Source organism: Microbacterium sp. NPDC078814, from assembly GCF_040702645.1.
In the GTDB taxonomy this organism is placed as follows: Bacteria; Actinomycetota; Actinomycetes; order Actinomycetales; family Microbacteriaceae; genus Microbacterium.
Window position 1 is genome coordinate 343,068 of sequence record NZ_JBFBLT010000001.1, and the last position, 20,095, is coordinate 363,162.

The 20,095-nt window shown below is 70.4% G+C and carries 22 protein-coding genes, 1 tRNA gene and 1 pseudogene; 4 read left to right on the top strand and 20 right to left on the bottom strand.

What is annotated here, in order from left to right; genetic code table 11:
- Window positions 1–53: 53 nt before the first annotated feature.
- The 6 genes and pseudogenes from mpaA3 to mpaB form a co-directional block, all read right to left on the bottom strand.
- Window positions 54–173, bottom strand: a complete 120-nt coding sequence (mpaA3, locus tag AB0300_RS01745; RefSeq protein WP_301178377.1) for an MpaA3 family daptide-type RiPP — start codon at window positions 171–173, stop codon at window positions 54–56.
- A 10-nt stretch (window positions 174–183) separates the two neighbouring features.
- Entirely contained in the window at window positions 184–309 is a 126-nt protein-coding gene (mpaA2, locus tag AB0300_RS01750; RefSeq protein ID WP_257721411.1) for an MpaA2 family daptide-type RiPP, read from the bottom strand.
- A gap of 43 nt (window positions 310–352) precedes the next feature.
- Complete coding sequence (mpaA1, locus tag AB0300_RS01755) at window positions 353–493, bottom strand: MpaA1 family daptide-type RiPP (RefSeq protein WP_366215456.1); 141 nt, start codon at window positions 491–493, stop codon at window positions 353–355.
- 67 nt (window positions 494–560) lie between these two features.
- Window positions 561–1,664: pseudogene (gene mpaC, locus AB0300_RS01760) on the bottom strand (daptide-type RiPP biosynthesis dehydogenase); the annotation flags it as partial.
- Entirely contained in the window at window positions 1,661–2,920 is a 1,260-nt protein-coding gene (gene mpaD / locus AB0300_RS01765) for a daptide-type RiPP biosynthesis aminotransferase (RefSeq protein ID WP_366215357.1), read from the bottom strand. The gene mpaD and the pseudogene mpaC, both read right to left, overlap by 4 nt.
- Window positions 2,917–3,984: a daptide biosynthesis RiPP recognition protein gene (gene mpaB, locus AB0300_RS01770; protein ID WP_238695599.1), complete on the bottom strand. Its 1,068-nt coding sequence runs from the start codon at window positions 3,982–3,984 to the stop codon at window positions 2,917–2,919. Before mpaB ends, mpaD begins: the two co-directional genes overlap by 4 nt.
- A gap of 165 nt (window positions 3,985–4,149) precedes the next feature.
- Between mpaB and AB0300_RS01775 the strand changes: the two genes are divergently transcribed.
- Window positions 4,150–4,237, top strand: a tRNA-Ser gene (locus tag AB0300_RS01775).
- A 52-nt stretch (window positions 4,238–4,289) separates the two neighbouring features.
- Here AB0300_RS01775 and AB0300_RS01780 read toward each other — a convergent pair.
- The 7 genes from AB0300_RS01780 to AB0300_RS01810 all read right to left on the bottom strand — a co-directional run bounded on the left by AB0300_RS01780 (window position 4,290) and on the right by AB0300_RS01810 (window position 12,099).
- Window positions 4,290–4,892 (bottom strand): GNAT family N-acetyltransferase, encoded by a 603-nt coding sequence (locus AB0300_RS01780; RefSeq protein ID WP_126893318.1) that lies wholly within the window; start codon window positions 4,890–4,892, stop codon window positions 4,290–4,292.
- A gap of 18 nt (window positions 4,893–4,910) precedes the next feature.
- Window positions 4,911–5,552, bottom strand: a complete 642-nt coding sequence (locus tag AB0300_RS01785; RefSeq protein WP_234024150.1) for a phosphatase PAP2 family protein — start codon at window positions 5,550–5,552, stop codon at window positions 4,911–4,913.
- A 47-nt stretch (window positions 5,553–5,599) separates the two neighbouring features.
- Window positions 5,600–6,760, bottom strand: a complete 1,161-nt coding sequence (locus tag AB0300_RS01790; RefSeq protein WP_126893317.1) for a cystathionine gamma-synthase — start codon at window positions 6,758–6,760, stop codon at window positions 5,600–5,602.
- A gap of 54 nt (window positions 6,761–6,814) precedes the next feature.
- Window positions 6,815–8,185 (bottom strand): cystathionine beta-synthase, encoded by a 1,371-nt coding sequence (locus AB0300_RS01795; RefSeq protein WP_126893316.1) that lies wholly within the window; start codon window positions 8,183–8,185, stop codon window positions 6,815–6,817.
- Window positions 8,186–8,359: 174 nt separating this feature from the next.
- Complete coding sequence (locus AB0300_RS01800) at window positions 8,360–9,328, bottom strand: carbohydrate ABC transporter permease (protein WP_025104231.1); 969 nt, start codon at window positions 9,326–9,328, stop codon at window positions 8,360–8,362.
- Window positions 9,328–10,665: a sugar ABC transporter permease gene (locus AB0300_RS01805; RefSeq protein WP_025104230.1), complete on the bottom strand. Its 1,338-nt coding sequence runs from the start codon at window positions 10,663–10,665 to the stop codon at window positions 9,328–9,330. The genes AB0300_RS01800 and AB0300_RS01805 overlap by 1 nt, the downstream gene beginning before the upstream one ends.
- Before the next feature lie 111 nt (window positions 10,666–10,776).
- Complete coding sequence (locus tag AB0300_RS01810) at window positions 10,777–12,099, bottom strand: extracellular solute-binding protein (RefSeq protein ID WP_126893315.1); 1,323 nt, start codon at window positions 12,097–12,099, stop codon at window positions 10,777–10,779.
- Between the two features lie 283 nt (window positions 12,100–12,382).
- Here AB0300_RS01810 and AB0300_RS01815 point away from each other — a divergent pair, with 283 nt between their 5' ends.
- Window positions 12,383–13,387 (top strand): LacI family DNA-binding transcriptional regulator, encoded by a 1,005-nt coding sequence (locus AB0300_RS01815; RefSeq protein ID WP_062766962.1) that lies wholly within the window; start codon window positions 12,383–12,385, stop codon window positions 13,385–13,387.
- A gap of 66 nt (window positions 13,388–13,453) precedes the next feature.
- Here AB0300_RS01815 and rplL read toward each other — a convergent pair whose 3' ends face one another.
- The 3 genes from rplL to AB0300_RS01830 form a co-directional block, all read right to left on the bottom strand.
- Window positions 13,454–13,837 carry a 50S ribosomal protein L7/L12 gene (gene rplL, locus AB0300_RS01820; RefSeq protein ID WP_025104227.1) on the bottom strand — a complete coding sequence of 128 codons (384 nt, stop codon included), beginning with the start codon at window positions 13,835–13,837 and terminating at the stop codon, window positions 13,454–13,456.
- A 48-nt stretch (window positions 13,838–13,885) separates the two neighbouring features.
- Complete coding sequence (rplJ, locus tag AB0300_RS01825; protein ID WP_025104226.1) at window positions 13,886–14,374, bottom strand: 50S ribosomal protein L10; 489 nt, start codon at window positions 14,372–14,374, stop codon at window positions 13,886–13,888.
- A 327-nt stretch (window positions 14,375–14,701) separates the two neighbouring features.
- Window positions 14,702–15,661: a hypothetical protein gene (locus tag AB0300_RS01830; protein WP_366215358.1), complete on the bottom strand. Its 960-nt coding sequence runs from the start codon at window positions 15,659–15,661 to the stop codon at window positions 14,702–14,704.
- Window positions 15,662–15,917: 256 nt separating this feature from the next.
- On the opposite strand from AB0300_RS01830, the gene AB0300_RS01835 reads away from it, so the two are divergent.
- A complete protein-coding gene (locus AB0300_RS01835; RefSeq protein ID WP_025102329.1) occupies window positions 15,918–16,598 on the top strand; it encodes a YqaJ viral recombinase family protein in 681 nt (226 codons plus the stop codon).
- Window positions 16,599–16,628: 30 nt separating this feature from the next.
- Here the strand turns inward: AB0300_RS01835 and AB0300_RS01840 are convergent, their stop codons facing one another.
- Window positions 16,629–17,513: a LysR family transcriptional regulator ArgP gene (locus tag AB0300_RS01840; RefSeq protein ID WP_025102330.1), complete on the bottom strand. Its 885-nt coding sequence runs from the start codon at window positions 17,511–17,513 to the stop codon at window positions 16,629–16,631.
- Window positions 17,514–17,582: 69 nt separating this feature from the next.
- Here AB0300_RS01840 and lysE point away from each other — a divergent pair, with 69 nt between their 5' ends.
- Entirely contained in the window at window positions 17,583–18,236 is a 654-nt protein-coding gene (gene lysE, locus AB0300_RS01845; RefSeq protein ID WP_025102331.1) for an L-lysine exporter, read from the top strand.
- A gap of 4 nt (window positions 18,237–18,240) precedes the next feature.
- On the opposite strand, the gene AB0300_RS01850 is transcribed toward lysE, so the two are convergent.
- Genes AB0300_RS01850 through AB0300_RS01860 form a run of 3 tightly spaced genes read right to left on the bottom strand, consistent with a single transcriptional unit; the run spans window position 18,241 to window position 20,093 of the window.
- Window positions 18,241–18,597 (bottom strand): iron chaperone, encoded by a 357-nt coding sequence (locus AB0300_RS01850; protein ID WP_025102332.1) that lies wholly within the window; start codon window positions 18,595–18,597, stop codon window positions 18,241–18,243.
- Between the two features lie 40 nt (window positions 18,598–18,637).
- A complete protein-coding gene (locus AB0300_RS01855) occupies window positions 18,638–19,441 on the bottom strand; it encodes an amino acid ABC transporter ATP-binding protein (protein ID WP_366215359.1) in 804 nt (267 codons plus the stop codon).
- Complete coding sequence (locus AB0300_RS01860) at window positions 19,428–20,093, bottom strand: amino acid ABC transporter permease (protein ID WP_366215360.1); 666 nt, start codon at window positions 20,091–20,093, stop codon at window positions 19,428–19,430. The genes AB0300_RS01855 and AB0300_RS01860 overlap by 14 nt, the downstream gene beginning before the upstream one ends.
- Window positions 20,094–20,095: the final 2 nt, after the last annotated feature.

Below are 20,095 nucleotides of genomic sequence, written 5' to 3' on the forward strand. Positions count from 1 at the left end.
CCTCGGCTGGATGGTCGGGGGGTGCGGGCGGACGATCCCGCCCGCACCCGCTGTCAGGTCGCGATGGCGGCGGCTCCGCCGATGATCGCGATGATGTAGCTCGCGTGCTCCCACCACTCGAGCGGGGTGTCGATCTGTTCGAGTTCCAGGAACTCCAGCGACGTGGACTGCACAGTGCACCTCCTAGGTCAGAGCGAGAATTCCGATGATCACGCCCACGGCGAAGCCGCGGATGTAGTCATCGGCATCGCCCGGCGCGTCCATGGCCTCGAGTTCGGTGAACTCGAGCGCCGGCAGTGCTGCGGTCATGCGTCCCTCCTTCCTTTCTCCGATCGGGTGCTGCCGGACGGCATCACGTGGCGGCTGCCGCACCGATCCCGATGAGGACCAGCGCGCCGATCACGCCCTGGTAGAAGCTGTCCCAGCTGGGCGCCTCCATCGGGTCGAGCTCCTGGAACCGGATGCTCATCTCCGTGCTTTCGTTCATTCCCATCACCTCCTCTCCGCTGCTCGGGCCGGCGATCGCCGACCGGGGACGGGCTCCACCGGGAGTCGTGGAGCACAGCGCGGACGTCCGCGGCGCGGACTCCGCGCAGCATGGGGCGGTGATCCCCCCACGCCGTCTCCACGGCGGCGGCGATCCGATCGATCTCCCGTCCGCTCGGGCGCGGCGGTGACGGGAGCCCTCCCTGGTCGACGACGGCGGCGATGCCGGCGGCCGGGTCACGAGGCAGTGCTGTCCCCGCCGCGACGCCGGCCCAGAAGGCGTCGAGGCTGGCGCGGTCGCCCCAGCGCGGATCGCCCGCACCGATCCGCCGCCAGACGGCGGCGATGACCGCCGCCGTGGCCGTCATCTTGCGGACGCCGAGATGGAAGGCGACCTCGTTCGCGAGGTACCAGTGGCGGGCGCTGTACGGATCGGGCCCGCGGAGGGCGGCCGTGCGCTGGGTCGCGGCGCTGAGCCGCGCGAGGCGCAGCCGTCCCGTCGTCGACATCACGTCAGCCGAGGCCGCCTCGAGCAGCGCCCGGCCGAGGAGCCGCGCGTCGCGGTCGGCCCGCGCCGTCCGTGGACTCGTCGAGGCGCCGGCCACCCGGAGGAACGCCTCCAGCGCTCCCTCCCGGACGGCCGCGGGGGTGAGTGTGGCGAGCTGGTCGGGATCGAGGACGGCGTGGCGCGGACGCAGCGAGCGACCGACGAGGAGCCGGGCTCCGCAGCGGTTCCGGAGGATGGCGACGCTGTTCGTCTCCGACGACGTGCCGAGCGTCGTCGGCATCGCGACGATGTCGACCGGCGGAGGCGCGTCGGGCAGGATCGTGAGCGCCGAGGTCGCCGCGTGCCGCAGGGCGAAGTCCAGGAGGCGTCCGCGGCTGAGCGCGAGGGCCGCGATCTTGCTCGCATCGAGGACGCTTCCGCCGCCGACGGCCACGATGACCTCGGGCGGTCGTCGGACGAGCTCGTCGGCGATCAGGACGACGCCGAGCTCGTCCACCCCCGAGGCGTCCACCGTCATCGTCCGGGCGGACGCTGCGGCGGGAAGCGGGCGCGCGACGGCCGCGTCGGCGATCACCAGCGTGTCGCGTCCCGCTGTCAGAGCCGCCATCGTCTCTCGTGCGCGCGGCCCGTGCCACAGCGTGGGGACGCGTGCGGTGAACGGCACGGTCATGCCGCCGCCTCCCGCACCCGTGCCAGGCCGCCTCGCACGGCCCGGTCGGTCTCGGCCACCTCCGCCGGGGTGAAGCCGTAGCCGGGGATGAGCTGGAAGGAGCTCGGACCGGGGTGCACCACGACGCCGCTGTCGGCGATGGCGGACACCACCTCCAGGACGTCGGTCCCGGAGAGCGGGGACCCGTCCGGGCCGCGGAGCCCCACCCCGACGAAGCAGCCGCTGCCGGTGACGTCGGTGACGATCCCGTCCTCCTGCCAGGTCCGCGCGAGGCGGCGCAGCGTCGACGCCAGGGCCTGCGTGGTGGCCTCGACGTCGATGCGGCGGAGCTCGTCGATCACGGCGAGGACCGCGGCCGCGCAGGCGGGCGTGCCCGCCTGCGTCTCCCCGTGGACGAACGTCCATCCGCCGCGGGCGAACGCCGTCGCGATGCGGTCGCCGACGAGGAGCGCCGCCGCTCCCATCGCCCCGTTCGTCAGCGCCTTCGACACGAGGAGGACGTCCGGCGCGGCCGCCCAGCGGTCGGTGGCGAACATCGCGCCCGTGCGCCCGAAACCGGTCGCCACCTCGTCTGCCACCAGCAGGAACCCGTGCCGCTCCCTCAGCTCCAGGAGACGACGGACGAAGATGGCGGACAAGGCATGGGCTCCGCTGCCGAGGACGGGCTCCACCACGACGGAGGCGACGCGGGAGCCTTCACGCTCCAGCAGCGCTTCGAGCTCCGCCCCGTCGTCGGCGTGCGACACGTGCCGCACCGTGCGCCGGTCGACGCCGTAGACCGACTGCAGCAGGTCGTCGCCGCTCAGCACGTGGCTGCCGTACATCGTGCCGTGATAGCTGCCGCGCAGGCCGACGACGAGCGACCGCGAGCCCGCGCCCTGCTGCGCCCAGTACTGCCGGGCGAGCTTCATGGCGGCGTCGTTGGCCGCCCCGCCGGAGGTGGAGAAGATCACCCGCCGGTAGCGCTCGGAACCCGCGAGGGCGATGAGGGCATCGGCGGCGTCCTCGGCGTACCGGTGCGGGGCGCGGAACAGCGAGAGGTAGGAGGCGTCGCGCGTCGCCCTGCTCACGGCCTCGGTCACCGCCGGGTTGCCGAAGCCGAGGGGCACATTCCACAGGCCGCTGGTCGCGCAGAGGCGGTCGGAGCCGTCGGCGTAGAAGAGGCGATGCCCGGAGGCGCCGACCGCCACCCGATCCGGAGGGAAGGCGGTGTCGGCGGGGAGCATCGACGTCCACAGCGCGTGCGGCGCGCTCATCGTGCTCCTCCCCCCGAGGTGTCCTCGATCCCCGCACCGAGGTGGACTCCGAGCGCGGCGAGCGCCTCCAGGCACAGATGCCGCGCGTGGGCATCGGGCACTCCGCAGGCGCGGGCCACGCGCGCCGCCGCACGTCCGCGTGTGCTCGAGGTCTGGATCGCGTCGACCACCGCAGCGGTCAGCGGGGACAGGAGGTGCCGGCGGAGCGTCCGGACATCGGCGAGCAGGAACCCCTCGGCGGTGTCGAGCAGGAACGGGTCGTCGGTCAAGGGTTCCGCGTCCGCGAGATCGTCATCCAGGAGCGCCCACCCGAAGCCCGCGATCCGAGCGGCGCCGTTCGGCAGGCGGAGCATCTTCCGGAGATCGGCCGCGTCGAGGTACCGGCGGAGCCACGGCCGGCGGTCGAGCTCGACGATGAGGTTCGCCGAGCCGGGCACGCCGCCCAGCGCCGACGCCAGGGGCAGGGCCTTCCCGAGGGCGGCAGGGAGGTCGTCCACGTGGCCGATCGCCTCCCCCTGCACTCCGAGATGCACACCGCCGTCCGCGTCGATGCGGAGGGCGCGCGGAGCCTCCACCTCCTGCGGCCGCGCGAGAGCGGAGCGGTCCGCGAGCAGCACCCGCGGGTCGAGCATGGCCGCGGCGAAGACTCCGGTGCCGCGCGCGAGATCGGCGTCGTCGAGGAAGGCACGCCAGCTCGCCTCGTCGAAGAAGCGCATCGCCGTCGGTCCGACGATCTGGACGAAGGAGGCCGCGATGTAGTCCTGGAGCTCGACGCCGCGCTCCCCCAGGAAGAGCTCGTCGCCGAGGTCGGCGAGCCGTCCTCCGTAGCCGACGACCCGCGCCGCCCCCGGCCGAGGCACCGATCCTGCGGGCTCGAGGATCACGTCCTCGGGGTCGGCCGCAGCCGCGAGGGCGTCAGCGCCGGTCTCCGCCTCGCGCAGGAACACGCGACCGCGTGCCGCATGCCCGCCCGTGACCCACGCCCGCAGGGCCTGCGGCCCGAGGAGCGGGTCCTCGCCCATCGACCCGTCGCCCTGCCGTGCCGTCGTCGCACTCGTCCCCATGATCCCCCCAGAGAACCGGATCCGTCTGACGCCGTTGCGTCTTCATATGAAGATATACAGGCCTCTGACGAGGTGCAATATAACAGCTTTCGCGACCGCAGGCCTGGATCGCCGGTATGTCACGAGGCCCCCGGGACATCGGATAGGATGGACAGGTTGTTCCCTGGTGACGTGTCCGAGCGGCCGAAGGAGCACGCTTGGAAAGCGTGTGTTGTGCAAGCAACCGCGGGTTCGAATCCCGCCGTCACCGCCACAGACGAAGAAGACCTCCGCATCGCGGAGGTCTTCTCTCGTTTCGGGCGGCGTCAGCCGTCGAAGCGCACCCCGTACGTCAGACCACCGGGCGCGGACGGGAGCACGGTCATGCCGAGCCGCTCGTAGAACGCGGCCGCGCCGGAGTTCGCGGGGTCCATGCCGAGGTGCAGCGCCGGGACACCGCGCCGACGCAGCTCGGCGAAGAGCGTCTCGATGAGACCGCGACCGAGTCCTTGCCCCTGGGTCTCCGGCAGCAGGTCGATGTGCAGATGCGCCGGGTACTCGGCGGCATGCGGCTCGACCCCCGGCTCCCTGGTGTAGCCGTACTCGATCAGCTTCTCTTCGCGCGTCTGCGGGTCCGCCGATCGCGGATAGCGCGCGTGCAGGCCCGGCCACCACTCGTCGCGGAACCAGGCGTAGAAGGCGTCGGTGTCGTCGGTGGCGACGATGTAGCCGATGGTGCGCCCGTCCTCGGCCTCCACGACCCAGGCGAGGTCCGGGTGCCGCTCGACGTACGGCACCGCGAAGAGATTCCCCCACAGCTCGTCATCGGACAGCACCCCGGTGGCGTCTCCTCCGGCGTCGGCCGTCCGCAGGCAGATCTCGAACATCGCCGGGCGATCGGTCGGACGGTAGGGACGGATGCGCGACACGGGGGCTCCTCGGACGGGTCAGGTTCCGCTCAGCCTATCGGCGCGGGCGGTCGCCTCGACGTCGCGTCGCACCCACGGCACCAGCCAGGCGGCGAGCACGAGGACGACGCCGGCGCCGACGAACGCCCCGCCGAGCGTGTCCGTGGCCCAGTGCACCGACAGGAAGGTGCGCGACAGGGCCATGAGCACGATCCAGGCCGCCCCCACGATCGCCACCCAGACCCGCGGGAAGAGCACCCAGAGCACCAGGGCGATGGTCGCCGCATTCGCGGTGTGACCGGACGGGAACGAGCCGTAGTCGCTCACGACGAGCATGTCGTGCGGGCGGGCGCGGCCGAACACGTTCTTCAAGAGCTGGACGGCACCGGCGCTGACGAGGAAGCACAACGCGGCGAACAGCGCCCCCCGCCATCGGCGCAGGAGCAGCAGGACGGCGATGGTCGCCAGCGGCACCGCGAGGATGGCGACCCAGCCACCGCCGATCCAGTTCAGTGCGAGGGCGAAGCTCAGCATCCAGTCCGCGCGGACCGCGGCGATCGTGTCGTTCCACCACTGGTCGAGGCCCGGCGTCTGCGGATACACGAAGACGACGAGTGCGCCGAGGGCAGTGGCCAGGAGGAGGCAGGCGACGCCCCACCACAGCAGCATCCGTCGATTCATCGTCCCATTGTGACGGACGCCCCGGCGATCGCGGGTCGCCGAGCCGGTCAGCGGGCGATGCGGGCGAGACCCTCCTCGAGATCCGCGATGAGGTCGGCCACGTCCTCGATGCCGACCGAGAGACGCACGATGTTCTCCGGGACGGCGAGCTCGGTGCCGCGGACCGACGCGTGGGTCATCTCCGGCGGGTAGCCAATGAGCGACTCCACGCCGCCGAGCGACTCGGCGAGCTGGAACACGCGGGTGCTCTCGGCGAAGGCCCGGGCGGCGTCCGCACCCGCGGCGAGACCGAGCGACAGCATGCCGCCGAAGCCGCTCATCTGCCGCGCCGCGATCTCGTGACCGGGGTGCGACGCGAGGCCAGGATAGAACACCTGCGCGAACTCCGGCCGCGCCTGGGCCCATTCGGCGATGGCCTGCGCGTTCTCGGAGTGCTGGCGCACCCGCACCGCGAGGGTCTTGATGCCGCGGGTCGTCAGCCAGGCGTCCAGAGGCGCGGAGACCGCACCCACCGCGAACTGCTGGAACTTCACGGCCTCGACGAAGCGGTCGTCACCGAAGACGACGGCACCGCCCAGCACGTCGGAGTGCCCGCCCAGGTACTTCGTCGTCGAGTGCACGACGAGATCGGCGCCGAGCGCGAGCGGCTGCTGCAGAGCCGGCGAGGCGAACGTGTTGTCGACCACGACGAGGGCACCGGCCGCGTGCGCCACCTCGACGATGAGCGCGATGTCGACGACCTTCAGCAGCGGGTTGCTCGGCGTCTCCAGCCACACGATGCGCGTCTCGGGACGGATCGCCGCGCGGATCACGTCGACGTCGGAGAGCTCGACCGTGGTCGTGTCGATCCCCCAGGGCGCGAGGACCTTCGTGAGCAGGCGGTAGGTGCCGCCGTAGACGTCGTTTCCGAGGAGCACGTGGTCGCCGGGCTTGAGGATGCCGCGCAGCAGCGCGTCCTCGGCCGCGAGACCGGACGCGAACGACAGCGCCCCGACCCCGCCCTCGAGAGCGGCGAGCTGCGTCTCCAGCGAGGAGCGCGTCGGGTTGCCCGCACGGTTGTACTCGTAGCCCTCCCGGAAGCCGCCGATGCCGTCCTGCACGTGCGTCGACGACTGATAGATCGGCGGGATGATCGCCCCGGTGATCGGGTCGGGCGCCTGTCCGGCGTGGATGGCTCGGGTGGCGAAGGCGTGGTCGTGGTCGGACATGCTCTCAGCCTATGTCCGGGCCCTCCGACGGGTGCCGGCCTGTTACGTCCCGCGTCACCGGGAGAGGTAGCCGAGCAGGTCCTGTCGCGTCAGCACGGTGTGCGGCTTGCCGTCCTCGGTGACGAGGAGGGCGTCGGCGTCGGCGAGCGCGGCCCGTGCCTGCGCGACCGACGCGTGGATGCCGATGAGCGGCAGCCGCTCCCCCACGTGTGCGCCGACGGCGTCGCTCGGTTCGGCGTCGCCCCGGAAGAGCAGGTCGAGAAGGCCCTTCTCGTCGACGGTGCCCACGACCTCGCCCATCATCACCGGCGGCTCCGCGCTGAGGACGACGAGCTGCGAGACCTCGTACTCCGTCATCATGCCGATCACCTCGAGCACCGTGTCGGTGGGGTGCGCGTGCACGAGGTCGGGGAGGCCGTGGCGGGAGGCCCGGGCCGCGAGCACGTCGGCGACCGTCTCCCCCTCCTCCACGTCGCTGAAGCCGTAGGAGCGCATCCAGCCGTCGTTGAAGATCTTGCCCAGGTAGCCGCGTCCGCCATCCGGGAGGAGCACGACCATGATCGCATCCGCCGGCAGGTCCTTCGCCACCCGCAGCGCCCCGACGACGGCCATGCCGCTGGAGCCGCCGACGAGGATGCCCTCCTCGCGGGCCAGGCGCCGCGTCATCGCGAACGACTCCGCATCGCCGACCGCGACGATCTCGTGCGGGACGGCAGGGTCGTACGCTCCGGGCCAGATGTCCTCGCCCACGCCCTCGACGAGGTAGGGCCGACCGGTGCCGCCGCTGTAGACGCTGCCCTCGGGGTCGACGCCGATGATGCGCACCGCGTCGTCGGACACCTCGCGCAGGTAGCGTCCTGTACCGGTGATCGTGCCGCCCGTCCCCACGCCTGCGACGAAGTGCGTCACGCGCCCGTCGGTGTCGCGCCAGATCTCCGGCCCCGTCGTCTCGTAGTGGCTGCGCGGCCCGTTGGGGTTCTCGTACTGGTTCGGCTTGAAGGCCCCGGAAATCTCCCGTGCGAGCCGGTCGCTCACGCTGTAGTACGACTCCGGGCTGTCCGCCGGGACGGAGGTCGGGGTCACGACGACCTCGGCACCGTACGCGCGGAGCACGTCGATCTTGTCCTCGCCCACCTTGTCCGGGAGCACGAAGACGCACCGGTAGCCGCGCTGCTGCGCCACGAGGGCGAGCCCGACGCCGGTGTTGCCGCTCGTGGGCTCGACGATCGTGCCCCCCGGCTGCAGATCGCCCGCGGCCTCGGCGGCGTCGATGATGCGTGCGGCGATCCGATCCTTCGCCGACCCGCCCGGGTTCAGGTACTCGAGCTTCACGAGCACCGTGCACGCGATGCCCTCGGTGACGTGCTGGAGCTTCACCAGGGGCGTGTCGCCGACGAGGTCGACGATCGAGTCTGCGTACTTCATCTGTTCAGGGTACGGCGCGGGCCCTCGCCTCCGGGGCTGTGTTTCACCCGCGCTTCGACAGGCTCAGCGACCCAGAACCTGGGTCCCTGAGCCTGTCGAAGGGCCCTGGCTTCCTGAGCCCGTCGAAGGGCCTGGGTCCCTGAGCCTGTCGAAGGGCCTGAGCCCGTCGAAGGGTCAGCCCTTCGTCGCGCCGGCCAGCAAGCCGCGCACGAAGAAGCGCTGCAGGGCGAAGAACACGATCAGCGGGACGATGATCGAGATGAACGTTCCCGCGGACTGCAGGAACCACTTGTTCCCCCAGGTCCCGGAGAGCGAGTTCAGCGCCTGCGTGATCGGCAGGGCGCCGGGCGAGGCGAAGATCGTCGCGACCAGCAGGTCGTTCCACACCCAGAGGAACTGGAAGATCGCGAAGGACGCGATCGCCGGAGCCGCCAGCGGCAGGATGATCCGGAAGAACACCTGACCGTGTCCGGCGCCGTCCACGCGGGCCGCCTCGATGATCTCGCCGGGGATCTCGGAGATGAAGTTGTGGAGCATGAACGTCGCGAGCGGCAGCGCGAAGATCGCGTGCGCGATCCAGACGCGGGCGAAGCTGTACTGCACCTCGTTCAGCCCGAACCCGGGGAAGATCGGCACGTCGTTGATCGTCAGTCCGTCCGAGAACAGGCTCAGCAGCGGCACGAGGGCCATCTGCAGCGGCACGATCTGCAGCGCGAACACGAAGATGAAGAGCATGTTCCGACCCTTGAAGTCGATCCATGCGAACGCGTACGCGGCGAGCGACGCCATCACGATCGGGAACACGGTCGCGGGGATCGTGATCGCCAGCGAGTTGATGAACGCCGTCGCGAGAGTCGTCGAGGTGCCGCCCGAGTTCCACGCCTGCACGTAGTTGTCGAACGTGAACTCCGGGTTGGAGAAGACCGTCCACCAGCCGCTGTTCTGCGTGTCGGCGCCCGGGCGGAACGACGTCACGAAGAGGCCGAAGGTCGGGATCGTCCAGAAGAGCGCGATGACCGCGGCCGCGATCGTCGCCCCCTTCGAGGTCAGCTTCTTGTGGGCGGTCGCCTCGTTGCGGCGCGTGTCCCGCGCCACCTGGCGCTTGGTGCGGTTGTCCACGACGGTGGCCTGCGTTGCACTCATCAGCGGATCTCCCTCTGCTTGGCCATCGATCGGGCGTTGTAGATGATCAGCGGCAACACGAACAGGAACAGCACGACGGCGAGCGCCGACGAGTGCCCGTAGCTCTGGAACCGCTGCTGCTGATTGACCATCTCGAAGCCGAGGACGCTGGTCTCGTCCCGTCCGCCGGTCATCACCGCGACGATGTCGTACACCTTGAGCGAGGCGATCGTGATGGTCGTGAGCACGACGATCAGCGACGACCGGATGCCGGGCACGGTCACGTTGCGGAAGCGCTGCCAGGCGTTCGTGCCATCGAGCTCGGCCGCCTCCATCTGCTCCACCGGCACGGCCTTGATCGCGGCCGAGAGGATGACCATGGCGAAGCCGGTCTGGGTCCAGATGAACACGATGAGCAGCATGAGCGTGTTGAGGATCGGCTTGATCGCCAGCCACTGCACGGGGTCGCCGCCGAAAGCGGTCACGATCGCGTTGAGGAGACCGATCTGGTCACCCTGCCGGGCGTCGTACATGAACTTCCAGATGATGCCGGCGCCGACGAACGAGATCGCCACCGGCATGAAGACCAGCACCTTGAGGAACTTCTCGCCGCGGGCCCTGTCGATGAAGACGGCGTAGGCGAGGCCGATGACCACGGAGATGACCGGAGCGAGCAGCGCCCAGATGATCGTGTTGATCACCGACGACGTGCCGACCGGGTTGGTGAAGACCCAGATGTAGTTCTCGAGCCCGACGAACTCGTCGCCGGTCTTGTCGAAGAAGGACTTGAAGATCGTCGAGATCGCCGGGTAGATGAGGCCGAGCAGCAGCATGATGGCCGCCGGGGCCATGAAGAGCACGAGCTGGAAGAGATAGCCCGCTCCCTGCCGCGCGCGGAAGTCCGCGAAGAAGAGGAGCGCCCCGACGAGGAGCGCGATCGCGACGACGTACACGACGGCGTTCGCGTAGGGACGGAGCAGCAGCAGCGCGAGCACCGGGATGACGAGGCACGCGACCAGCCGCATGATGAAGTAGCCGCGACCAGGGCGGGGCGCGAACTCGATCAGCACGAGGATGATCGCCACGACCACGCCGAACACGAGCAGCACGGCGGGGATCTGCACCAGCGGATTCAGACCGCCCAGCCACAGGAAGAAGCTGTTGAGCGAGAACCCGATCGTGATCCGCGAGGACTCCTCGGTCGGAGCGGTGAAGACGAGGAGGAGAGCCAGCGCGACGACGACCACGAAGCCGATCGCGAGGATCGTGCGTGTGGTCTTCCTCCCCTTCTCGTCGGTGCCGTGCGTCGTCGGCGGCGCGTCAGCCTCGACGGGTTTCTCGATGGTCGCGTGCGACATGAACGTCCCCTTCTGGATCGTGCTGGGTTCCCGCGCAGTATGGATGGGTGGAGCGGGGCCGGGCTTGTGCAGCCCGGCCCCGCTCAGCCTGAGAAGATCGCGTCGAGGCGATCAGTTCTCGTAGCCGGCCTGGATGTCGGAGAGCACCGTGTCGGTGTCCTTGCCGTCGATCCAGTCGACCATCCCCTTCCAGAACGATCCCGAGCCGACGGTCGACGGCATCAGGTCGGAAGCGTCGAACCGGAAGGTCGTCGCATCGTCCTGCATGATGGTCATCGCCTCCTGGAGGAACTCGCTCGAGGCGAGGCTCGGGTCGGCGTTCTTGTTGGCGGAGATGACGCCACCGAGCTCGACACGGGCGTCGGCGAACTCCGGCGATGCCATGAACTCGAGCACCTGCTGGGTGGCCTCGTCGTCGGAGAAGGCCGCGACGAACTCGCCGCCACCCTCGACCTGGAGCTCACCGGCGGTCTCGCCCGGCATGATGAACGCGTAGACGTCGCCGTCCGGCGCGACCTCGGGGACGTTGCCGTCCGCGGTCTCCGTGTCGAGGAAGTTCGCCGACAGGAACGACGCCTGGTGGGTCAGCGCGCAGTCGCCCTTGGCCACCGCGTTGGCGACGTCACCGAAAGCGGTCGAGTTGATGCTCTTGACGTCGCCGTAGCCCGCGTTGACGTAGTCCGGGTTGAGCAAGATCTCACCGACGGCGTCGAAGGCCTGCTTGATCTCGGGGTCGGTGAACTTCACGTCGCCGGCCACCCAGTCGTCGTACACGTCGGGGCCCGACTGGCGCAGGACGAGGTCCTCGATCCAGTCCGTCCCCGGCCAGCCCGACGCCGCCTCGGAGGCGAAGCCGGCGCACCAGGCGGGACCGCCGGTCTTCTCGACGATCGTGTCGGTCAGGGCGATCATGTCGTCCCAGGTCTCCGGGACCTCGACGCCCCACTCGGCGAACTGCTTCGGCGAGTACCAGACGTAGCCCTTGAGGTTCGCGAGCATCGGCGCCGCGTAGAAGGTGTCGTCGAACGTGCCGTACTTCTTCCAGTCCTCGGACCAGTTCTCGTCGACGGCGGACTCGACCGCCTCCGGCGCCGGCATGACCTTGCCGGTGTCGACGAGGGTCTTGAGCAGACCGGGCTGCGGGACGATCGCGATGTCGGGGGCGTCGCCACCGGTCACCTTGGTGACGATGTTGCCCTCGAAGCCCTTGTCGCCGGTGTACTCGACCTTGATCCCGGTGTCCTTCGTGAACTGCTCGAAGGAGGCGTTCAGGTCATCGGCCTCGACGCCCGTGATGCCGCCGGAGATCCGGACGGTGTCCTTGGTCTCTCCGCCCTCATCGCCCCCGCCCTCGGCGCAGCCGGCGAGCGCGAGAGACGCGACGCCGACGAGTGCGATGGGGGCGAGCAGGCGGTATCGCTGTGACAAAGCCATGTACTTCTCCTCTTCCGGTGGATCTTCAGTCCGCCCAAGGAGAGCAATCGCCACATCCATTGGGGAACCGATTCCAGGCCAACCTACTCGGGTTCCTTCGCGCCGTACAACTGGGGAATGTTACAAGATCACAACCGTTTGAGGTCGGTGCCCTCCGTGTGGTGGGAGCGCTCCCAGTTCCACGGGTCTGGAACCGGTTCCTCCTCGCGTGTGGAACGGCTACGATGGCTCCCGGCGAGCGCCCGATGGCTCGCCGTCGTGGAACCGGGTCGAGGAGGACACGATGAGCACGATCGCCGACGTCGCGACGCGCGCCGGTGTGTCCAAGGCGACCGCGAGCCGCGCCCTGAGCGGCCGCGGCTACGTCTCGGAGGAGACGAGACAGCGCGTGGAGGAGGCGGCGCACGACCTCGCGTACGTCGCGCACTCCTCCGCCACCAGCCTGGCGACCGGGCGCACCGGCACCATCGGCCTGGTGATGCCACCGGTCGACCGGTGGTTCTTCTCGGAGCTGCTGGCGGGCGTGCAGGAGGCGCTGCTCGTGCGCGACCACGACCTGTCGCTGTACGGCGTCCCTGAGCGCTCGGAGACCAGGGAGCGGCTGTTCGAGAGCGTGCTGCCCGGTCGGAGATTCGACGGCATCATCGCCGTCGGCATCCAGCCCAGCGCCCGCGAGCTGGAGCGCCTGCACCGCACCGGGCGCCCGCTCGTCAGCGTGGGGCCCTACAGCGCCGGATCGAGCGCCGTGTCGATCGACGACGCGGCCGCCGCCCGGATCGCCACCGAGCACCTGATCGAGCTCGGCCACACCGACATCGCCTTCGTGGGCGGCGCCACCGACGACACCGACCTCAGTTACGGCGACGCCCGACGCCTGGCCGGCTACCGGGAGGCGCTGCACGCGGCGGGGCTGACTCCGCGGGCGCGCATCGCCGGGGCGGCCCCCACGATGCCCGGCGGCTATGCCGCGGCGGCGGGACTCCTCGGCGACCGCCGCCACCGACCGACCGCCATCGTCGGCGTGTGCGACGAGGCGGCCATCGGCGCCGTGATCGCCGCCCGCCGCCTGGGCATCGCGGTGCCGACCGAACTCAGCGTCGTCGGCATCGACGACCACGAGCATGCGGAGATGTTCGCCCTCACGACCATCGGGCAGTCGCCGCGGGACCAGGGCCGGGAGGCCGTGCGCCTGCTCATGCGACGGATCAGCGAGCCCGACGCTCCGGTCGAGCACGTCGAGGCCGCTTCGGCGCTCGTCGTCCGCAGCTCGACCGCGGCGCCGCGCTGACCCCGCAGACGCACGAAGGCCCCGGGCGGAACCCGGGGCCTTCGCAGAAGCGCTGGTGCGCTGGAATTACTTGAGGGTGACGGTCGCGCCGGCCTCTTCCAGAGCAGCCTTGGCCTTCTCGGCCGTCTCCTTGTTGGCGCCCTCGAGGACGGCCTTCGGAGCACCGTCGACGACGGCCTTGGCCTCGCCGAGGCCGAGCGAGGTGAGCTCGCGGACAGCCTTGATGACCTGGATCTTCTTGTCGCCAGCAGCCTCGAGGATGACGTCGAAGGAGTCCTTCTCCTCCTCGGCCGCGGCCTCGCCCGCGCCACCAGCGGCACCGGCGACGGCGACGGGAGCAGCAGCGGTGACCTCGAACTTCTCCTCGAACGCCTTCACGAACTCGTTGAGCTCGATGAGGGTCAGGCCGGCGAACTGCTCGAGCAGCTCCTCGGTGGAAAGCTTCGCCATGATGTATCTCCTAGATAGATGGGGTTTGTAGACGAGATCGCCGGTCGCTTACGCGGCCTCGGCGGTCTCCAGCTTTTCGCGAAGCGCGTCGATGGTGGCCGCAGCCTTGCCCATCGTCGCCTTCATCATGCCCGCGGCCTTCGCCAGCAGAACCTCGCGGCTCTCGAGCGAGGCGTACGTGTTGACCTCGTCGGCGGTGAGGGCCTTGCCCTCGAAGATGCCCGACTTGATCACGAGAAGCGGGTTGGCCTTGGCGAAGTCACGCAGAGCCTTGGCGGTGGCGACGAAGTCACCGTGCACGAACGCGACAGCCGACGGCCCCTTGAGGTCGTCGTCCAGCGCGGAGATGCCTGCCTTGTTGGCGGCGATCTTGGTCAGCGTGTTCTTCACCACGGCGTACTCAGCGTCCTGACGGATGCTGTTGCGCAGCTGCTTGAGCTGGGCAACCGTCAGACCGCGGTACTCGGTCAGCAGGACGGCGTTCGAGTTCTCGAATGACTTCGTGAGCTCGTTGACCGATGCATCCTTCTGCGCCATGGTCACTCCTTGGTGTGTACGAGGCGCCGCACGGTGGTGGGGCGCCAGCCTCCGACCCCCCTGCAAAAGAGAAGAGCTCCGGCGCAAGCGCACGGAGCTCGGAAGTTCGTGACACCTGCGCGGGCCCCTGCGATGCAGAGCTTCGATCCTGTGCACTCGCGCGCACACGATGACCAGCGGTCTTCGGTTATGACCACTGTACCCCACCCCCACCTCTCCCCCAAATCCCCCCTCCTCTTCCCGTCGACCCACCCCTTTGCGTGCACCCCGGCCCCTTACGCCTGCACGCACGGGGCCGGAGGGCACGGAAGGGGGTGGGTCAACGGTTCACCGGGCGAAGAGGCGGAAGGCACGGAAGTGCGCGTCGGCCGCGGCGAGGGAGGCGACGTGCTCGCTCGACACCCGGATCACCCGCCAGCCGGTGGTCCCGCGCGCCCAGTCCTCGCGGATCTTCTCGTCGAGCACGACGCTCTCCGCGGTGCGGCCCCCGCGGAGAGCGTCATCCAGGTACTTGTCGCGGCCGTCGCACTCCACGAAGGTGCGGCACTGGTCGACGGCGATGTCCATCCAGAACCGACCGCCGCGCGGTCCGTCCACCGGCACCTGCAGCCGCGGTCTGCCGAAGCCGAGCTGATGGAGCCGATACCGCGTCACGCTCTCCAGAGGCAGCTGGGCGCGACCGTCGGCCAAGCCCACGATCCGGCGAGCCTGCACGATGCCGCGGAGCCGCGGACGGCGCACCCGATCCGCCAGGTCGGCCAGGAGAGCCTGCTCCGCGGTGTCGTCGAACTCCCACGGGTCACCGCCGACCAGAGCGAGAGCGGCATCGGCTGCCGCGAGAGCCGCCTCCGGAGCGACCGTGCGGGCGAGGTCGACGACCGTCCGGGCGAGGGAGGTGCAGCGGATGCCGTCGCGCTCCACGATGTCACCGGCGGCAACAGTGCCCTCGTGCCGCAGGATCCCGGATGTGCTGTGCCGGCGGTCCGGTGGCGCCGTCACATGGACCCTCGTCGGACGCACCCGATACAGCGGCAGCCCCCACAGCACCGCGGCCGAGGTGTGCGAGAACACGGGCCGCGTCCCCAAGGCCGCGAGGTCGGCGGCCACCACCTCCGCACGATGCCGGGACTCCGGGGCGAGCTCGCTCCACGTCCGTAACGCGAGGTACCACCCACGGCGCACATGATGCAGCTGCCGCCCCTCCACCGCGGCGTGGAGCGTCCGAGACCCCCACCCCTCCTCCTCCAGTCGTCGACGACCGAGGAGCATCCCCCTGATCTCGTCCACGCTCACCTGTCTCACCCCTCCGACTCTCCCCTCTCCTCTCGCCACTCCCCCGCCCTCCCCGGTTTCTCCACACCCCTCTCTCCCCTCCCGCCCCCTGTGCAGGAACCGTCCTCCCCCGCCGACCCACCCCCTTGCGTTCGAGCCACCCCCTTGCGCGCGTGCGTAGGGGGCCGGGACGCACGCAAGGGGGTGGGTCGGCGGGAGGGGGCGGCGTGTACGACGGGAACGGGGGGTGGGGGAGAGTTAGAGTCTTCTGGTGACCCCGGAACTCCAAGCTCGCATCGTCGCGGACTCGCGCGACCGCGTGGCATGGATGAGGGCACGATCGCGCGGCATCACGGCCACCGACGTCGCCGGGCTCACCAGCGAGCGCTCGATCGCCCGTGCTGCCGACGCCAAGCTCGGCGGCGGGCCGCGGTTCGGCGGCAACGCCTACACCGACCACGGCCGGCGCCGCGAGCCGGAGATCGCCGCCTGGGTCGCCGCGACGCACGGCATCTTCCCCTCCTCCGCGCTGTTCCGCGCCGAGGTCGAGCACCGCCACCTGGCGACCCCCGATGGCATCTCGGTGGACGCGGACGGCCGTGTCAGCCTCGCGGAGATCAAGACCACCAACAAGGCCTTCCGGGGGATCCCCCGCACCTACCTGCGCCAGGTGTGGTGGCAGCAGCACGTGCTGGGCGCCGAGCGCACCCTGTTCGTCTGGGAGGAGCACGTCGACTTCTCCCCCGTCCACGACGAGCCCCGCTGCGTATGGATCGACCGCGACGACCGCGAGATCGCCAAGCTCGTGGGGCTCGCCACCGACCTCATCGACGAGCTGTACCGCCGCACGACCGGACGCACGGTCCCGGCCCGCTCCGCATCCCCGGCGGACAGCCGTCGGGAGCAGCTCCGCGAGCGCGACGCCTTCCGCGCCCTCGCCCTCGCCGACTGACCGCGCGGCGGCGATGCCGTCCCGGCCGCGTCAGGGTTCGCGAGCGAGCACCCGACGCGCCTCCCCCGCGACCTCGGACGCGATCGTGTCGAGGAGCGCGGAGCGCAGGTTCCACTGCTGCCAGTACAGCGCCACGCGCAGGATCGGACCGCCCAGCGCCACGAGTCCCGGCACCTCCTGCAGCCGCGGCACCATCCCCCACCCCAGCCCGAGGCCGACGGCCAGCGCATAGTCGTGCGACGCCGGGACGTAGTGCCGGGGAACCCCGGCCGCCGGCACTCCCCGCGCGGCCAGCCACTCGTGCTGGAGGGTGTCCCGGCGGTCGAAGTCGACGAACGGCGCGTGCGCCAGAGCACCGGGGGTCACGCCGTCCGGGAACCATCGACGGGCGTAGGCGGCTTCGGCCATGGCGCGGTACTCGAGCACGCCGAGGGGCGTGACCGTGCACCCCGCGACCGCCGTGGCCTCGCTCGTGACCGCCGCCATGACGGTCCCCGATTCGAGCAGGCGCGCGGTGAAGTTCTGATCGTCACGATGAAGATCCAGATCGATGTCGTGCACAGCCGAGAGCCGGGCCATCGGTGCCAGGAACCAGGTCGCCATCGAATCCGCGTTGACGGCGAGCGGCACGCTGATCCGCCGCCCCTCAGCGCTCCCCTCGATCCCGACTCCCGCGAGAGCATCCTCTTCGAGGAGGGCGATCTGCCGCGCGAGCCGCACGACGGACTCCCCCGCCTCGGTGAGGCGGACCGGCTTGCTGCGCACGAGGAGGATCCGCCCGAGTTGCTGCTCCAGCGCCTTGAGACGCTGACTGACCGCGGATGGGGTGACCTGCAGCCGACGCGACGCGGCATCGAGGGTGCCCTCGTCGGCGACGGCGGCCAGCGTGGCGGCGAGCTCCGGGTCGATCCTCACATCAGCGATGCTAATGGTGCGGAAGGAATCTTCGCTGCACCTCATGCTCAGCCCTCCTAGGCTCGACACATGCTCACCGTCCTCGCCGGTCTCGGCCTCGGTCTCTCCCTCATCGTCGCGATCGGCGCGCAGAACGTCTTCGTGCTGCGTCAGGGCATCCGGCGCGAGCACGTCCTCGCCGTCGTGATCGTGTGCGCGCTCTCCGACGCCGTGCTGATCATCGCCGGCGTCGCCGGGCTCGGGTTCGTGCTGTCCGCCGCCCCCTGGCTCGTCGTCGTTGCTCGCTGGGCAGGGGCGCTGTTCCTGCTCGGGTACGGCCTGCTCGCGGCGCGGCGGGCCTGGCGTGGCGGCGAGGAGCTGGTGGTCGACGGGGGCGACGCCCCGGTCCTCGAGGCGTCCGGGGGCACCGGCACGCTCACCCGCACCCGCCTCGCCCCGGTGATCCTCACGACGCTGGCGTTGACGTGGCTGAACCCGCACGTGTACCTCGACACGGTGCTGATGCTCGGGTCGATCGCGGCGACGCACGGGGAGGAGCGGTGGCTGTTCGCGGCAGGGGCGGTCGCGGCGAGCATCCTCTGGTTCACCGCCCTCGGCTTCGGCGCCCGCTACCTCGGACGGTGGCTGCGCACCCCGCGCTCCTGGCGCCTCCTCGACGCGGTGATCGCGGTCGTGATGATCACGCTGGCGGTGAGCCTCGTGCTCCCGGTGCTGGGCGGCTAGGCGTTCACCCGGCGTCGATCTGCGACACCCGCGCCCGGATGAGCGCGCGGACCGCCTCGACCGGCAGGGGGTGCTCCGGCTGGAACCGGATCGTCCCCTTGTCGAGGCTGACCCCGGGGTGACCGTCGAGGAAACCCGCTACGGCAGCGACCGCCTCGGGGCTGAACGGGTAGACGCCGATGTGCTTCTTCGCACGCATCACCGAGAGCAGCGGCTTGCCGTCGTACACGAGGGCCGGCATCCCGTAGCCCTTGCCCTGTTCCGCCTCCGGCACCTCCTCCGTGGCGATCGCGTACACGCCATCGATCACCGCACGGTCTGCGGCGTCGAGATCGGTCAGGTAGTCGTCGATGGTGCCCACGCACCGCATCCTGCCACCGATCGCCCGCGGGGTCGAGGACTCACGCGCCGTCGAGGGGCCGGAGGATGCGGGTGAGGAACCGCTGCGTGCGCTCGTGCTGCGGAGCGCTGAACAGCTCGGCGGGCGGCCCCTGCTCGACGACGACGCCGTCGTCCAGGAAGAGCACATGGTCTGCGGCCTCGCGGGCGAAGCTCAGCTCGTGGGTGACGACGGCCATCGTCCAGCCCTCGTCGGCGAGCTCCTTGATGACGAGCAGCACCTCTCCCACGAGCTCGGGATCGAGCGCGCTCGTCGGCTCGTCGAACAGCAGCAGGTCCGGCTCCAGAGCCAGGGCGCGCACGATGCCGACGCGCTGCTGCTGCCCGCCGGAGAGCTGATGCGGCCTCGCGTCGGCCTTGTCGGCGAGGCCCACCCGGGCGAGCAGGGCCTGCGCTTCGGCGACGACCTCCGCCTTCGGACGCCCCTGCACCCGCCACGGCCCCTCGATCACGTTCTCCAGCACCGTGAGATGCGGGAAGAGGTTGTGGTGCTGGAACACCATCGCCGACCGATCGCGGAGCGCGAGCCGCTGCTGCTTCGCGACGCGTGGCTTCGGGCGGACCTCCGGTGCGAAGTCGATCTCCGGGCCCCCGGCCATCGCGATGGTGCCGGCGTCCGGCGTCTCCAGGCCGTTCAGAGCCCGCAGGACGGTCGTCTTCCCGGAGCCGCTCGGCCCGATGAGCACCACGACCTCGCCGCGGTGCAGGGTGAGGTCGAAGCCGCGGAGCACCTCGGTGGCGCCGAAGCTCTTGTGCAGGCCCCGTGCGGTGAGCAGCGGTCCGGTCGTGGGGTCAGTGCGCGACACGACTGTCGAGCCTCCTCTCCAGGGCGCTCTGCCCGAAGGAGAGCACCAGGCAGATCACCCAGTAGACCAGCGCCGCGGCCAGATACACCACCATGAACTCGAGCGTGGTGGAGGCGATCTGCTGCGCCACCTTGAACAGCTCCGTCACGAGGATCAGCGAGGTGAGGGAGGTGTCCTTCACGAGCGAGATGAACGTGTTGGACAGCGGCGGCACCGACACCCGGGCGGCCTGCGGCAGGATGATGCGGGTCAGCGTGCGGGTGCGGTTCATGCCGACCGTGTACGCGGCCTCCCACTGCCCCTTCGGCACCGAGAGGATCGCCGCCCGCACGACCTCGGCGCCGTAGCCGCCGACGTTGAGCGAGAGCGCGATGATGGCGCTCGGCCACGGATCGAGGGTCACCCCGACGGACGGCAGGCCGTAGAAGATCACGAAGAGCTGCACGAGCATCGGCGTGCCGCGGATCACCGAGATGTAGAACCGCGCGACGCCGGACACCACCGGATGCACCGAGATCCGCATCAGCGCCATGCCGATCGCGATCACGAGCCCCAGCGCGAACGACACCAGGGCGAGCGGGATCGTCGCCGTCAGCCCCGCCCAGGCGATCGGCCCGAGCGAGGAGAAGAAGAGCTCCCAGGGATTCTGCATCG